12 protein-coding genes and 1 tRNA gene are annotated in these 15,255 nt (G+C 44.3%); 7 read left to right on the top strand and 6 right to left on the bottom strand.

Annotated elements, in window-relative coordinates; translation table 11 throughout:
• Nucleotide 1 precedes the first annotated feature (1 nt).
• Both BUR42_RS09680 and BUR42_RS09675 read right to left on the bottom strand, forming a co-directional pair.
• A complete protein-coding gene (locus BUR42_RS09680) occupies nt 2-922 on the bottom strand; it encodes a helix-turn-helix domain-containing protein (protein WP_074239034.1) in 921 nt (306 codons plus the stop codon).
• Entirely contained in the window at nt 909-1,814 is a 906-nt protein-coding gene (locus BUR42_RS09675; RefSeq protein WP_074239033.1) for an SDR family oxidoreductase, read from the bottom strand. Before BUR42_RS09675 ends, BUR42_RS09680 begins: the two co-directional genes overlap by 14 nt.
• A 171-nt stretch (nt 1,815-1,985) precedes the next feature.
• On the opposite strand from BUR42_RS09675, the gene BUR42_RS09670 reads away from it, so the two are divergent.
• The 4 genes from BUR42_RS09670 to BUR42_RS09655 all read left to right on the top strand — a co-directional run bounded on the left by BUR42_RS09670 (nt 1,986) and on the right by BUR42_RS09655 (nt 5,138).
• Nucleotides 1,986-2,879, top strand: a complete 894-nt coding sequence (locus BUR42_RS09670; protein WP_074239032.1) for a DUF2268 domain-containing putative Zn-dependent protease — start codon at nt 1,986-1,988, stop codon at nt 2,877-2,879.
• 82 nt (nt 2,880-2,961) lie between these two features.
• A complete protein-coding gene (locus BUR42_RS09665; protein ID WP_074239031.1) occupies nt 2,962-3,660 on the top strand; it encodes a DUF1826 domain-containing protein in 699 nt (232 codons plus the stop codon).
• Between the two features lie 143 nt (nt 3,661-3,803).
• The gene (locus tag BUR42_RS09660) at nt 3,804-4,742 is read left to right on the top strand and encodes a BT4734/BF3469 family protein (RefSeq protein ID WP_143197397.1); all 939 of its coding nucleotides are present in this window, start codon (nt 3,804-3,806) and stop codon (nt 4,740-4,742) included.
• 42 nt (nt 4,743-4,784) lie between these two features.
• A complete protein-coding gene (locus BUR42_RS09655) occupies nt 4,785-5,138 on the top strand; it encodes a toxin-antitoxin system YwqK family antitoxin (RefSeq protein ID WP_074240519.1) in 354 nt (117 codons plus the stop codon).
• A 492-nt stretch (nt 5,139-5,630) separates the two neighbouring features.
• Here BUR42_RS09655 and BUR42_RS09650 read toward each other — a convergent pair.
• Nucleotides 5,631-5,704 (bottom strand) — tRNA-Pro (locus BUR42_RS09650).
• 234 nt (nt 5,705-5,938) lie between these two features.
• Between BUR42_RS09650 and BUR42_RS09645 the strand changes: the two genes are divergently transcribed.
• Nucleotides 5,939-8,383: an ABC transporter permease gene (locus BUR42_RS09645; protein WP_074239029.1), complete on the top strand. Its 2,445-nt coding sequence runs from the start codon at nt 5,939-5,941 to the stop codon at nt 8,381-8,383.
• On the opposite strand, the gene BUR42_RS09640 is transcribed toward BUR42_RS09645, so the two are convergent.
• Together BUR42_RS09640 and queG are read right to left on the bottom strand one after the other, a co-directional pair.
• Nucleotides 8,380-8,901 (bottom strand): hypothetical protein, encoded by a 522-nt coding sequence (locus BUR42_RS09640; protein ID WP_074239028.1) that lies wholly within the window; start codon nt 8,899-8,901, stop codon nt 8,380-8,382. The two genes, BUR42_RS09645 and BUR42_RS09640, sit on opposite strands and share 4 nt — an antisense overlap.
• Before the next feature lie 13 nt (nt 8,902-8,914).
• Nucleotides 8,915-9,814: a tRNA epoxyqueuosine(34) reductase QueG gene (queG, locus tag BUR42_RS09635; protein ID WP_234979645.1), complete on the bottom strand. Its 900-nt coding sequence runs from the start codon at nt 9,812-9,814 to the stop codon at nt 8,915-8,917.
• Nucleotides 9,815-9,916: 102 nt separating this feature from the next.
• Here queG and BUR42_RS09630 point away from each other — a divergent pair, with 102 nt between their 5' ends.
• Entirely contained in the window at nt 9,917-11,947 is a 2,031-nt protein-coding gene (locus BUR42_RS09630; protein WP_084185481.1) for a DUF3857 domain-containing transglutaminase family protein, read from the top strand.
• Nucleotides 11,948-11,949: 2 nt separating this feature from the next.
• Nucleotides 11,950-13,854: a DUF3857 domain-containing protein gene (locus BUR42_RS09625; protein WP_074239025.1), complete on the top strand. Its 1,905-nt coding sequence runs from the start codon at nt 11,950-11,952 to the stop codon at nt 13,852-13,854.
• Between the two features lie 110 nt (nt 13,855-13,964).
• On the opposite strand, the gene BUR42_RS09620 is transcribed toward BUR42_RS09625, so the two are convergent.
• Entirely contained in the window at nt 13,965-15,230 is a 1,266-nt protein-coding gene (locus BUR42_RS09620) for an OmpA family protein (protein ID WP_074239024.1), read from the bottom strand.
• Nucleotides 15,231-15,255: the final 25 nt, after the last annotated feature.

Below are 15,255 nucleotides of genomic sequence, written 5' to 3'. Positions count from 1 at the left end.
GTCAGTTAAAGCTTGCCCGAAACTCCAGCGGTGAAAGGTTTGTTTTACTCTTAAACAGCTTTGTAAAGGATTGCGGATGCTCAAAACCTAGCTCATAGGCAATTTCACTCACAGAAAGTTCCGTTGTAGAAAGTCTTTCCTTGGCTTTGTCAATCAATTTATCATGGATAAGTTGTTGGGTACTTTGTCCCGTAAGTGTTTTGAGCAGTCTGCTGAGGTAGTTTGGGGAAACATTCAGTTCATTCGCAAAGAGCTGGACGGTAGGCAATCCTTTTGAGATTAGATCTTCGTCGTTAAAGTAATCATTTAATAGTTCCTCCAAACGATTCAGTACAATATGGCTGGTAATTTTCCTGGTAATAAATTGCCTTTCATAGAACCGTTCTGAATAATTGAGTAACGTTTCCAGGTGCGAAACAATAATATTCTGGCTAAACTTATCCATATTGGTATGGTACTCTTGCCTGATATTGGCAATAATACCGTTGATGGTTTTCTCTTCTTTTTGTGAGAGGAACAGGGCCTCATTAACGGAATAACCAAAAAACTCATATTGTTTGATGGTTTTGGCAAGTGCTGTTTTCCATAAAAAATCAGGATGTATGAGCAGCATCCAACCCGATTGTTTCGTTGCGGGGTTGGATGTTGCTTCAATACGGAAAACCTGGTTAGGGGAAATGAAAAACATAATGCCCTCGTCAAAATCATATTCCTGTTGCCCGTACTTCAATTTGCCATTCATGCCTCTTTTCAGGGCAATCTGGTAGAAATCAAACACCCAGTTCACATCGCCTATATCTGCGGGGCGCTGAACAGCTTTATAATCCACTACACTGATAAGCGGATGTTCAGGATGCGGCAATCCCCTCGAACGATGAAATTCGGTGATGGTCTTTATTCTTTTGGTCTTACGTTGTTCCATACACTTTAGCAAATTCTTTAGCGAAATCAGTGAGTTTTACTTTTCCAAGAACGGGCTTGTGCTGGTTGTAATCTTCATAAAATACACCAGTGCGCTGACTGATCTGAAATTCTATAAACCCTCTGGCAACCTGTTCATTAAAGCCAATATTCAGCCAACCTTTCAATAGTTCTTCATCAGAAATTACATTCCATTTAAGATCCGGTTTCCCGATTGCTTTTCCCAAAGCCGCTGCAATTTCATTTGGTGATACTTCGTCACTTGCTACATACCGAACCGTCCTTCCTTCAAATGGTTTTTCCATTTCTTCTGCAATTACACTGGCAATGTCTAAGGGTGAAACCCATGGTTCTTTTTGATCACCACCGTAGTTGGAAACAATCTCTCCTTTATTTTTTATGCTGTTCACAAAAGAAAACATATTGAAGTAAATAGCAACCGGACGAATGAATTTAATAGAAACGTCGTTACCCAGCTGTTTTAATATGTTTTCTACGTTGTGATGAAAAATAAGAATGCCTGTTCCTTTGTTGGTATGCGCCCCTATACTGCTTAAATGTACTACTTTTTTAATGCCTGCTTTTTGAACGGCTGTTTTGTAATTATACCCGATCTTGTTGATGGAACCGATAAAATCCACGGATTTATCAAACATATCTCCGGCGGCTTCCATGGTTTCCATCAGATAAACGATGTCTGCACCTTTAAACGTTTGAGAAAGAAAATCTGCGTCAAACATACTGCCGATAGCGGCTTTTGCACCTAAGGCCTCAATAGCAGGTTGCCTTTCTGTATTGCTGCTGATAACGGTTACTGAATGTCCCTTTTGTACCAGCTCCTGTGTGAGTGGTTTCCCGATGTTCCCGATGGAGCCCGTTAATACAATATTCATTTTTTATGTTTTTGTTGATGCAAAGCTCCGGGATCGGAAAGGAGCAGGGTTAACCGAATCTATCTTTGTCTTAGCCAAAAGTGGAATTTGTTTCTTTTCTGTTAATACTTATCAAGCAGTCTCTTGTACAGATGAAATTTGCTTATTTTTAAACGTATTCAAATTAACCCGATGCCAAAGTATTACCTAACATTGCTGACTATTTTCTTTGTTAATGCTACCTATGCCCAGCTTGCTTTTTCCAACAACCCGGATAGCTCTGTTTTTCTTACCAAGGACATCGACAATTTCTGGAAGGCTTTCGACCAGTTTAAAAAGGACAGTGCTACCAATCCCTTTGGCGGCGCTTATCTTGATATAGGCAGCGCGGGTGTTAAAGGTTTTACGCCAAACCGGATCAGGAACGCGGAGAATTTGATGAAAGTGGTGAAAAAAAGGTATGCAGATTATGAGAAAGTGAGGCCGGTCACTTTGCAGATGAGCAAAAAGGAGAAACAATGCCGGAGTGCTTTCTATGCATTAAAATACTGGTACCCCGCAGCCCAGTATCCTCCCGTCTATTTTGTGATCGGTGCTTATAATTCAGGAGGTACATTTAACGAAGAAGGCATATTCATCGGAGCTGAAATGCAAACGGATATCAATAACATCCCTTTCCTGGTAGCGCATGAATTAATTCATTTTCAGCAGAAGAACTGGAAGGAATACCCAACGCTCCTGGAACAAAGCATTATTGAGGGCAGCGCCGATTTTCTGGGGGAATTGATATCCGGTGAAAATATCAATAAAGAGGCCATGAACTATGGGAATAAAAATGAAGCGAGATTATGCAGGGAATTTGTAGCCAGGATGGATAGTACTGACTATAAAGACTGGCTATACGGTGTTTCGGGAAAAGATGACCGGCCCAAAGACCTTGGGTATTGGATAGGATATAACATAACGCAGGAATACTTCAATAAGGCCGCGGATAAAAAGCAGGCTGTAAAGGAGATCCTGGATATTAAGGACTGCAAAGCCTTTTTGTTGAAAAGTGGTTATTTACGGGCATTCCTGAAGGAATAAAATTTTGTAAGGTTGTCCGCTATTGTGCATTTGCACCGGCTGAACACTATCTGTTAGCTTTTTGTTGTTATCTTTAGCTATTATGATAGATGTACCGCCTGCTGGGAATCAAATTCACCATGTCACGAATTTTCAAGACCTTGTATCTACGCCATTTAGCGGAATAATTAATTCGATTTGCTGGACCCGTAGCCTCACAGGCGATTTTTCTGAGATTGTTAGAAAGGTGGAACTAAGCGGAAATATAACGGTAATTGAAGAAGAGGAACTTCGTGAACTTCAGCTGAGTGAGCAAGGACAGCTTGCCCGTGAAATTCTTCTGAATGACCTGAATGCTCTGAAGGCTCATGGCGCATCGCCAATCCTTAATGTGATCAACTATTATGACCGGGACGATACCTACCCGTTCTTCCCGACCGATGTTTATTCGTTTCATGTAGATCGCTCGCCTGTACCTACTGATACCTTTTTATGCACTTACTATGGCGAGCCGAGTGAAATATTGCCAAATTCTCAGGGAAAAAAGAAAGTACTTATCCCGGAAATACGTGATGAACTCAAAAAACTATATCATGGAGCTGATGAAGGTTTTGAATTATTTTTAAGTGACCATTTCTTTGATCTGCACTATCAGGCTGAGCCTGGTGCGCGTCCAATAAGCTTAGGGCTTGGTAACCTGTGGAGGCTGGCGGTTGATCATCCTGAAAGCCAGGTTCCTCCTTGTCTTCATCGTGCGCCAAAGGAAAAATCCGGAGAGAATAGGTTGTTGATGATCTGTTGAACTTGTAACAATAAACCCCGCAACGTAAGCTGCGGGGTTTATTGTTAGTCAGGGTGACTGGATTCGAGCCAGCGGCCTCTTCGTTCTGGCGAAGCACCCTGCTGTTTTAGTTCAACTCAGAATTGCTTATCTTTCAAATAAAAGTGCTTAGTATAAAATCGCCAATAATAAGCAGGTATGAATCGTTGGGTGATGCTGTTTCCACCCTTGTAACCGTAATGCAGGAGCTTCAGACGATTAAAGATTGTGTGTTTCAGCAAACAGTGACCCGGGCACGTGAAATGTATTTCACAGACAGGAAAGCATACGCCTGGGCTAAGAAGAGTTTACCTGCCGTTACTTTCAGTGCATCTTTCGGCGAAGCCAGGCAGTCCCAATACCTCATAGCGTATTCCCATTTGATTGTAATTGACATCGATGGAATGGACGAAGAGGAACTGCTTGGTATGAAAGCGCTTATATTTAGTGATCCATTTACTATTGCGATCTGGATATCTCCATCAGGAAGAGGGTTGAAGTTTTTGGTAGAGGTTACAAGCGGGGCCGATAATCATAGGGATGCTTATGGCCAGGTTGTGGCTTATTTCAGGAAGTACGCTGATAAAATTGACTTTAGTGGAAGTGATATCACACGTTTGTGTTTTACCTCCAGCGATAAGGACCTGTTGCTAAAAGAGGATTATAAAGTGTTTGAAGTACAGGCGCAAACGATAAAGGATCTAAAAGTCCTGCGGCTTAAAAGATCAGATAGGACGTTGCTTTTCGGAACTTACGGTAGGAATAAATTTGGAGATCGGGAACAGGTTACCCGGGTGATTGAATATTTAACAAAACATGAACTTTCCATAACGGGTACATACGAAAGTTGGTTTAAAGTAGCTTTGGCAATTTCAAATACATTTACCATTGATGTGGGAATGGAGTTTTTTTTAGCGCTATGCCGGTTGGACCAGGAGCTACATGATGAAGAACGGAGTATGGCCCTTTTGGAATATTGTTACCTGAATAGGAGAGTAAATCAAGTAGGGTTGGGTACATTATTATATTTTGCAAAAAGGCAGGGTTTTATAGTTAAGAAGTAGATGGTAGCTATGCATGAACAAGTTTTAACTAAAATAAATAGAATGAAAGTAGACAATAATAAGGTTGATAAAGATGGAAAACTTAAACAAGGAGTTCATAAAGAATATTTTAAGGGTGGCTCTCTCTCAAGTGAAGGCAGTTTCAAGGATGGAGAAAAAACAGGAGAATGGAAATATTTCTTTGTAAATGGACAATTAAAAGCTATTGGCAAATATGTCAAAGGAAAAATGACGGGAGAATGGAAATGGTATCGGGAAAATGGGAAGCCTCTGCAAATAGGCACGCTTGAAGATGACGTAAAAACCGGAACCTGGATTAGATATACTGTTGAAGGCGCCCTTATGGATGAAACAATATTTGTTGAAGGCAAAAAAGGTAAAGTTAAAAAGTATTAGATCAACAGGAAGGATTCAAACCAAGATATTACAGATGTTTTTCTAAATATAAGGTCGCTATATAGGTCTTGGAAAACTTGATATCCTTTGTAGCAAATTGATATGGATAAAATAAAAAAAAGACCGTAAAACGAAGCGCTACCGGGAAACCGGAATTGTATAATTGGTATTTTGTACCGCCAGCAACAACCCGTTATTACTTTGCTTACTCACTACCCATCTAAAAATACCACGATGGAGCTAACAGGGAGTGCCATCATTTTCAAAATCTTCGCTGATCTTCCAGGCAATATCGGATTTTAGATCTGACAGCTATACTATCGTATTGCCATATGCTTGTTTAATTTGACGCCACGGTGCTTTATCTTATGGTCTTGGAATTACCTGTGCTTTTCCTTTTAGCCCGACATTAACAAATCTACATCTGATATAGATGCCATGAAATTAAAAGCCCTTCAGATCATTGGATCTAAAGGGCTTTTAATTTCTCAGTCGGGATGACTGGATTCGAACCAGCGGCCTCTTCGTCCCGAACGAAGCGCGCTACCGGGCTGCGCTACATCCCGTAAACATTGCGCAAATTTAATTCTTGCTATCAGAAATCAAAAAAAATATACTGAAACCAATCCCCCCTGCAGAACATAGCCAACGTTCGTATCTGAACATAATATGTTCGATATTGAACATATTTAAGTTTAACTAATGAATAATAAGCTGAATAATATTTATCTGACAAATTGGAATGAAATTCCCTAAACAACTGAGTTTACATCATCTCTATACTTGATAATCACTTGTATATGATTCTTCAGACTAAAAGGTTATTCCGTCATCTTTGGCGCCAGCGCCTGTTTACACTGTTAAATGTATTAGGGCTGGCTGTTAGCATTAGTGCCTGTTGGGTTATTTATCGCATTGTTAGTTATGAATATAGTTTTGATGACAGGTTGCCTCGAAAGGAACACACCTTTCGCCTTGTTACCGGTTTGAATTTTGATGGAAAAGAAAGCTATAATGGCGGTGCTTCCGCACCACTTTACCAGGGTATCCGGGAACAGGTGCCGGGCCTGAAAAGAGTTGTTCCTGTCTTTAAGCGGTGGATCGATGCGGTGAATGTTCCGGGGCAAAGGCCGTTAGACATGACGGAATTCAAAGGGGTTGTTGCTACAGACTCCTCTTATTTTGATATGGTTCCTTACACCTGGCTGGCAGGCAATCCTGCTACGGCACTTAATGCACCGGAGAACGTGGTGTTAACAGAGAGTCGCGCAAAAAGTTATTTCGGTGTGCTTAAACCGGGGGAACTCATTGGAAGAGCACTGGTATATAACGGGAAAGATCAAAAGACCATCACTGGTATTGTTAGAGACCTGGACTATCCCACGGAGTTTACAGCAAAGGAGTTCTTTGTGCTTCCCCCTAAACAGTATGAGCTGGCTGAATGGACGAATACCAATGGCTCAGACCTGCTATATCTCCAGCTTAACGACCGTGCAGATACTGCCCGGGTACTGGCACAGATCAGTAATATCGCAAAACAGAAATGGGACGAAAATGCAATCGACAAAAACCTGCCCGATGTAATGAAACGATGGTACATATTACTGCCGCTGGAAGATTCTCATTTTTCCACCTTTATCAGGGAATGGGAGACGCGGAAGGCCAGTAAGCCTGTTATGAGAGGACTTATCGGACTTGGGATATTATTGATCGTACTGGCCTGCATCAACTACGTTAATCTGAGTACTGCATTAATTCCCCAGCGGAGCAGGGAGATCGGGATGAGGAAAGTCCTCGGTGGCAATAGTAGCAGCCTGATCAAAAACATCCTGGCGGAAACTTTTGTGGTGGTAATGCTGGCGGTTGCCTGTTCCTTCATATTTACAAAGTTGGCGTATTCCTTCCTTGGGGATATCATTCCCGATGGAATGCATGAGTACTCAAACGGTTGGTGGATAGTATATTTCCTCATAGCCTTGCTGGTTGTTGTTACATTACTTTCCGGAAGTTACCCGGCCTGGCTGATCACTAAAGTTAAGCCTATCAGCCTTATTCAGGGGCCAGGTACCCTGCATCTCAATAAAGGAAGCCGAGTAGGGTTACGAAAAGTGCTGATTGTATTTCAGTTTGTGATTGCCCAGGTATTTATTGCCGGAGCGTTTATTATGGGCAGCCAGTTGAACTATACCCTGAAAAAGGATATGGGATTCGATAAGGATGCAGTAGTGCTGGTGAACGTTCCATGGAAACTGCAACGGGATTCAGTTAACAGGGATAAATATTTTGTATTAGCGGAAGAATTAAAGAGAGAGACCGGTATACAGGCAGTTTCCCTGGGCCGCGAACCCATGTCTGCAAGTTACTCTTCCAGCTTATTCGAAAACAAAGGAACACAGGCAAAAGATCCTGTCAGGTTACAGCTTTACAAGAAATGGGTAGATACGGCTTATATCCGCTTTTATAACATGCATCTGATCGCGGGAAGGAATATCCGCCCATCGGACACAACTAATGAATATCTTATCAACGAAACGGCCATGCGTGCGCTTGGTTTTTCTTCACCGCAAGACGCCGTAGGCAGGCTGATAGGACAAACGTCTATGCAGCAGTATCCGGTGGTAGGGGTAGTGAAGGATTTCCATACGCGTGATTTTCATAGCTCGATAGATCCGGTGGTAATATTGGCGGATAAGCGAAATTTAGGCACCATTAATATTAAATTGAATAGTGCTGACCCGGATAAATGGCAGCAAACGCTAAAGTTGATTGAACAAAAGTGGAATACCTTTTTCCCTGCAGGCACCTTTGCATATAAATTCTATGATGAAACGCTGGATGCCATGTATAAGCAGGAAAGGAACCAATCCAGGCTGATCAACCTGTCTACTGTTATCGCCGTCATTATCAGTTGCCTTGGTTTGTTTGGCCTTGCGGTATTGATTGCTTTTCAGCGAACGAAAGAAATCGGCATCCGGAAAGTACTGGGAGCAACTGTGACCGGTATAGTACAAATGTTGATGTCAGATTTTGTTAAACTGATCCTTATCGCATTGCTCCTTGCATCGCCGATTGCATGGTGGGGAATGAACCGCTGGCTGGAAGATTTTGTATACCGGGTAAAGATCGAATGGTGGATGTTTTTGCTATCCGGGTTGATGGCCGTTATCATTGCCATGCTTACCATAAGTTTTCAGGCTATCAGGGCTGCATTGGCAAACCCGGTAAGATCGTTGAGAACAGTTTAGAATTCTAATATTTTAACCTTATCAGTAAAATTGTCTAAAATATCTTTCAGCTTATTGAAATCTTTAAATTCAGCAGTATCCATGGGGTGTGAAAGTGCATAGTTCATACTTTCAAGCGGATCGATACATTTTACAGCAATGTATTTGTGATCAAAATCGGTTGTCAGTTGAACCAGCTCAATATCTGCCCAGTATCTGAATTTATCCTCAAATATTTTTATACCATCGTTATTTACTGTAATCTGCGCTTTCCCTTTTATAATAGAGATAACAGACATTATCGAAAAAAAGAACCCCCGGAAAAATAACGCGCCGATCGCAAAAAGCACTAACCCTGGAACATAAAGCTGAGACAGCCGGTCTGTTGCATATATAGAACCAGACTCGCTCCACATGCCTATCAGCCATATTATCGGGATAGCAAAGAATACGAAGTATATGAACGCGGAAAGGTATTTTCCTGCCGCCGCAGATTCATCGCTGCATATAACGGTATAATCGCCCTTTTTTTTAGTCATGATCTGCCATTTTCTATTTTCCCAGGAATTTCAGGTTCCGCCTGATCCCTGCATATTTACTCCGTTTCAGGGGAGACTTACTGAATATCTTCTTAAACTCCTCTTCCGTTAATTCTTCCCATTGGGAAGAGGTGAGGTTCAATATCTCCGGGATCGGGGCAAATTCAGCCTCAGAAGTGGCTTTAGCGAACCGGTTCCAGGGGCATACATCCTGGCAGATATCACAGCCGAACATCCAGTTATTGAACTGGCCCTCCATGGCAGCGGGGATCAGCATGTCCTTCAATTCAATAGTATAGTAGGAGATACAGCGGGAACCATCCACAACAGTGGGAGAGACCAGCGCCTGTGTAGGGCAGGCATCCAGGCATTTTGTACAGGAGCCGCAATAATCTCCAACGGGGGAATCATATACCAGGGGAATATCCACGATCATGGTGGCAATGAAGAAGAAAGAGCCTGCCTGTTTATGGATCAGGTTCCCGTTCTTCCCGATCCAGCCCAGCCCGCTGCGTTGCGCCCAGCTTCGCTCCAGTACCGGGGCGGAATCAACGAACCCCCGGCCCTGTATATCTCCCAGTTCAGCCCGGAGTTCAAAGAGGAATTCGTTCAGTTTTGCTTTGATAACCTCGTGATAATCTTTGCCATATGCGTATTTGGCGATATGAGGTGTATCCGGCTGCTGGGAAACGGCGGGGTAATAATTCAGCAGCAGGGTGATCACAGACTGAGCGCCGTCTACAAGCAGCCTGGGGTCTATGCGTTTATCGAAGTAATTCTCCATATACCCCATGGAGCCATGCATGCCCTTATTGAGCCATTGCTCCAGGCGGTAAGCATCGTCTGTGAGCTGTTCCGCTTTCGCAATGCCACAATGGTCAAAGCCCAGCGCGCGGGCTTTTTGCTTGATCATCAGGGTGTTTTTCTCCAATATCTGCATCTGGCTGCAAGTTACCGGAAAATATATATTTTTACTGCCTGATCAGTATCCCTGACCTTAAACTAATACCCTGTAATGCTTAGAAAGTCCGTATCCCTGTTATTCGGAACCATGTGTGTGTGCGCCCTTACGATGGGGCAGGATAAAAGCCCGGCCCGTTTTGGAAAGGTTTCTCCGGAAGATTTTAAAACTACCCGTTACGAGCTGGATACTTCAGCCGGCGCGGCCATTATCGCGGATATAGGCTCCTCAGCCTTTGAATCCGGAAATGAATGGTTTATCCAGGTATTTAAGCACTATAAAAGAGTGCATATCCTTAAAAAGAGCGGGTACGATGAGGCCAATGTATCCATTTACCTGTATATGGATGGCAACGATGAAGAAAGGGTGAGCAACCTCAAAGCGGTGACCTATAACCTGGAAAATGGTAAAGTGGTGGAAACCAAACTGGAATCGAAGGCTGTTTTCACGGATAAGCTGGATAAGCACAACATTGTCAAGAAGTTCACGCTTCCGGCGGTGAAAGAAGGCTCTATCATCGAATATTCCTATACCATCAATTCTGAATTTCCTTACCGCCTCCGCCCATGGGCTTTCCAGGATGCGAGTTTCCCCGTGCTGTGGAGTGAATATGAGATCTCCCTGCCGGAGTACTATGAATACATCTTCCTGAGCCAGGGATATAATCCATTTCATATCAAAGACAGTGAGAACAGCAGGCAGACCTTCAATTTCAGGATGAGTTCTCCCGGTGCTTATGGTGGCGCCTCTCAACGGACTGAAGCTGTTTCCGTAACACCCGGTATTACCCGGCATCGCTGGGTGGTGAAGGATGTAGCGCCGCTGAAAGAAGAAAACTTTGTAACAACGCTGGGCAACCACATCAATTACATTGAATTCCAGTTATCTGCCCTGCGTTTCCCGAATTCCCCGGTAAGGCCTGTGATGAGTACCTGGCCCAAAATGACGGAGGACCTCCTGAAAGATGAGCAATACGGCGGGCAATTGGGTAAGAACAATAATTTCTTGTCAGACAAGGTGGAAGAACTCACGAAAGGCACTACTAATCTCAAAGAAAAAGCGGTGAATATCTATAACTGGGTGAGAGATAATTTTACCTGCACGGATTATTCGGCTTTTTATGCGGAGCAGACATTGAAAACCACTTTTACCAAAAAAAGTGGCAGCGTGGCAGAGGTGAACCTGCTGCTGGTAGCCATGCTCAGGCATGCCGGCCTGGATGCAACGCCTGTATTGCTGAGTTCCCGCAGTCATGGTAAGGTATATCCTTTATATCCTATCCGCTCCAAATTCAACTATACGATCGTTAACCTGAAGATCGACGAGCAGGAATATAATATGGATGCTACCCGTCCTTTCCTGGGATTTGGCAAATTGCATACTTCCAGTTATAACGGCCATGCCCGGAAAATAAACGAAGCAGCTACTGCTATGTCTTTTGAGGCAGATTCTTTAAAGGAACAAAGTGTTACGGGCATTTTCCTTGCTGGTAACGACAAAGGAAAGCTCACCGGGCATTTTCAGCAGCAGGCTACTTATTTCGAATCTTACGAATTACGTTCAAAGGTGAAAGAGAAAGGAGAGGAGGCATACTTTAAGGAAGTGGCCAAAGGTTTCCTGTCGGACATAGACCTGAAGAACGGAAAGCTGGACCAGTTGCAGGACTACACAAAACCGGTGGTGATCGACTACGATTTTACACTGAATGAAAGTGATGAAGGAGGGATGATCTACCTGAACCCCATGTTCTCACAAGCGCTGAAGGCTAATCCTTTCAAATCAGCTGAACGGAAGTACCCTGTGGAAATGCCCTATGTGCCGGATGTGAACTATACGCTGAGCATGCAATTACCGGAGGGATATACGGTGGAAGATATGCCTAAATCCACGATCGTAAACTATAACGATGGGGAAGGTGTTTTCCAGTACATCATTGGTAAGCAGGATAATATGCTGCAACTCCGTTGCCGTGTTAAATTAGGGCGCGCGCAATATGCGCCTGAGGAATATGAGCACCTGCGTTCGTTCTTCGATATGATCGTGAAGAAACAGGCGGAGCAGATCGTAATCAGGAAGAAATCTTAAGTATGCGGAATATTTTCATCTTATTACTGATAAGTACGGCTGCATTTGCAGGTGATCCGCAATTCCCGGTAAGCGCAATTCCCGCGCAATTGCTGAAGAATGCAGACGTGGTGCAGCGAAGAGAAGAACTAACGATCAGGCTGATCGATCTGAAAGATATGCGCGTTACACACCGCTGTGTAATCACCATCCTCAATGAGAACGGCGATAAATACAGTGGCTTTGGCGCCTGGTATGATAAATTCCGGGAAGTAAAAGATATCCGCGGCACATTATACGATGCCTCCGGCAAACAGCTGCGTAAACTAAAGAGCAGCGATGTAAAGGACGAAAGTGCCGTGAACGATAATAACCTCATGGACGACAGCCGTATGAAATCCCATAATTTCTACCACAAGGTATATCCGTATACGGTAGAATATGAAGTGGAATACCGGTATCGCAGGACAGCAGGCATGGATACCTGGGTGCCGCAGGGGCAAAGTAACTACGCCGTGGAGCACAGCCGTTTATCTGTAACCGTGCCGGAAAGCTACGACCTGCGCTATCGGTCTTACCGTTACCAGGGAGAACCGGTTAAAACAACGGAAAAAGGAGATAAAACGTTCGTATGGGAAGTGAAGGATATCAGCGCATTACCTGAAGAGCCGCTGGCTGTTCCCTGGCGGAACCGCTCTGTAATGGTGTACCTGTCTCCCAGTGAATTTGCATTTGACAACTATACCGGTAAAATGAACACCTGGGACGATTACGGAAAGTTCCAGCTGGCACTCAACGCCGGCAGGGATGTGTTGCCTGAAAAAACAAAAGCGGCCGTACATGCACTCACGGATGGGTTAAAAGATCCCAAAGAAAAAGTAAAGGCATTGTATCAATACATGCAGCAGCATACCCGCTACATCAGTATTCAGCTGGGGATCGGCGGCTGGCAACCTTTTGATGCTACTTATGTGGCAACAAAAGGATATGGGGACTGTAAAGCACTTTCCAACTACATGTATTCTTTACTGAAGGAAGCTGGCGTCCGTTCTCATTATACTTTGGTAAAAGCCGGCAGGGGAGAAACGGACCTGATAGAAGACTTCACGGTGGACCAGTTCAATCACATCATCCTCTGCGTACCCATGGCCAAAGACACTACCTGGCTGGAATGTACCAGCCAGGATGCCCCTACCGGTTACCTGGGCGATTTCACCAGTAACCGAACGGTACTGGTAATAGATGAAACAGGCGGCAAGCTGGTACGTACGCCCACTTATACGATGGACCAGAACCTGCAGATCAGGCATCTTACAGCAACGATCAATGCTACGGGAGACCTGAGAGGAAAAGCAGAAACGCGTTATACAGGTATGCAGCAGGACTGGTACCATGGTTTTATCCATAATGTATCGCCGGAAAAACAAATGGAGATCCTGAAAGGCAAACTGAACCTTGCCAGTTACGACATCAATAAGTTCCATTATGAAGAATATGCGGATGCTTTGCCCGTACCGGCTGTAGAGGAAGTACTGGATATCACCGTGCCCAGTTATGCTTCTGTAAGCGGTAAACGCTTATTCATTGTGCCCAATGTATTGAATAAAAGCAACGCAAAGCTCTCTGCTGAAGGAGAACGGCAATCGGATATCCAACTGAAAACAGCGGATAAGGATACAGATACTGTAGAGCTTATTATTCCGGAGGGATATAAACCTGAGGCTGTTTTTCCGGAACTGGTACATGAAAGCAAGTTCGGTAAGTATACAGCGAAAGTAAAGGTAGAAGGAACGAAAGTGACTTATATCCGTAGTTACGAAAAGAAGGCAGGAGTGTTCCCTGCAAAGGATTTTGCCTTACTGGAAGAATTCTACAACAAAGTATATAAAGCTGACCGGAGCAGGATCATTCTTGTGAAAGCAGAATAAAAAAAGGGCCGTATCAAAAGCATGATACGGCCCTTTTTTACCTTAGGTTATACCTTTACACAGGCTCTTCCCCGTCTTCTCTTTTATAGTTTTTATAGTGCCACAATCCTTTATTTTTCCCTTACGCCTACAGAGATCCTCCTGTCTTTTACCCTTTCTTCATCAGGGGCATCCGCTGCGGCTTTGGCAAATTGTGAACCATATCCTTCCGCACCCAGCAGTTGAACGGGTTTCACATGGTGTGCCTGTAAAGCGCTATGCACAGCATCTGCACGTTCCTGCGATAATTTCCGGTTAAGTGAGCTGTCTCCTCTCGCATCTGTATAACCGCCGATCTTTATTTTCAGTTTAGGGAATGCATTCAGTATGGCAACCAGGTTTTGCACCTGTACTTTACTGTCTTCTGTTAATTCTGCGCTGCCTGTTTTAAAGTTCAGGTTGTCGAAATCGAACCATTTATCCTTGCCGCCTTGTGTGGAAGGGTCTTTCAGGAAACTCACCAGCTGATCTTCAATTCCGCCTTTGTAGGCATCCAGTTCTACGCCGTCCGGGAGCATTACCTTAATGGACTCGCGGGAAACAGGCGGGGTTACATGAGAGATGGCGGAGTCTTCCATGTGGCTGGTTTGTACGGAGTCTGCAGGGGCCATGGTATGCTGGTTATTACATCCTTTCATGAAATACCAGAGCAGCAGTATAATAGCCAGTAATAAGATCAGCATCCATAACCAGCGGTAGCTTACGGCGCTTTCAACAGCCCTTGCTTCACCGGCAATGGCTCTTCCGGCATTGCCGCCGATGCTGCTCACCACGCCTCCCAGTTTTTTGCCGATATCTCCCAGGCTTCCCAGGCCCAGTATACCGGCCAGGCCGAGGCCGGAGGGTACGGCAGCCAGGATCTTGTCCTTCTGGCTATTTAAAAGGCTCATAAGGCCGGAAGCGCTAAGGTTCTGGCTGGCAGCCTGCTGGCCAATGATGCCCAGCGAGGCGGGGGCGGCTGATTGTAATAAGGTTTCTGCAGAAGTGGTTTTAATGCCCGCATAAGAGGCAATAGCGCCCGTAATATCCGCGGCTTTATTGCCGAAGAGGGATTTGAGGATCTCGGAGCCTTTGGCCAGTAATTCGGCCGGAATAGCCCCTGCCAGGCTGCCTAACCGGGAGAAATCCCCGGAAGCGGCATCTTTAACTAGGCCCAGTAAACCGCCTGCATCGCCCTGGGCAACGGCTTTGTTAAGCAGGCCCGTTAATACGGTGGGGATAATGCCGCCGATGGCCTTCTGAACATTGGATTCGCTTTCGCCAAGGGATGCGGCCGCTTTATTAGAGAATTCGTTGTTAAATACATTCTTCAGGGTGTCGAGCAAGTCGAATGCCATAATGAAAGGTTTTGGTGGTTAAAAA

It is taken from the genome of Chitinophaga niabensis (genome assembly GCF_900129465.1).
GTDB classification, from domain to species: domain Bacteria; phylum Bacteroidota; class Bacteroidia; order Chitinophagales; family Chitinophagaceae; genus Chitinophaga; species Chitinophaga niabensis.
The sequence above is the reverse complement of the archived record's forward strand: the minus strand, read 5'-3'. Positions and strand labels throughout refer to the sequence as shown.

Bases quoted from the DNA above. Each gene is read 5' to 3' on its own strand.
- BUR42_RS09630 (WP_084185481.1), top strand. From the start codon at position 9,917: ATGCTTAGAAAGTCCGTATCCCTGTTATTCGGAACCATGTGTGTGTGC.
- BUR42_RS09640 (WP_074239028.1), bottom strand. From the start codon at position 8,901: ATGACTAAAAAAAAGGGCGATTATACCGTTATATGCAGCGATGAATCT.
- BUR42_RS09655 (WP_074240519.1), top strand. From the start codon at position 4,785: ATGAAAGTAGACAATAATAAGGTTGATAAAGATGGAAAACTTAAACAA.
- BUR42_RS09680 (WP_074239034.1), bottom strand. From the start codon at position 922: ATGGAACAACGTAAGACCAAAAGAATAAAGACCATCACCGAATTTCAT.
- BUR42_RS09670 (WP_074239032.1), top strand. From the start codon at position 1,986: ATGCCAAAGTATTACCTAACATTGCTGACTATTTTCTTTGTTAATGCT.
- BUR42_RS09665 (WP_074239031.1), top strand. From the start codon at position 2,962: ATGATAGATGTACCGCCTGCTGGGAATCAAATTCACCATGTCACGAAT.
- BUR42_RS09625 (WP_074239025.1), top strand. From the start codon at position 11,950: ATGCGGAATATTTTCATCTTATTACTGATAAGTACGGCTGCATTTGCA.
- BUR42_RS09620 (WP_074239024.1), bottom strand. From the start codon at position 15,230: ATGGCATTCGACTTGCTCGACACCCTGAAGAATGTATTTAACAACGAA.
- BUR42_RS09675 (WP_074239033.1), bottom strand. From the start codon at position 1,814: ATGAATATTGTATTAACGGGCTCCATCGGGAACATCGGGAAACCACTC.
- queG (WP_234979645.1), bottom strand. From the start codon at position 9,814: ATGATCAAGCAAAAAGCCCGCGCGCTGGGCTTTGACCATTGTGGCATT.
- BUR42_RS09645 (WP_074239029.1), top strand. From the start codon at position 5,939: ATGATTCTTCAGACTAAAAGGTTATTCCGTCATCTTTGGCGCCAGCGC.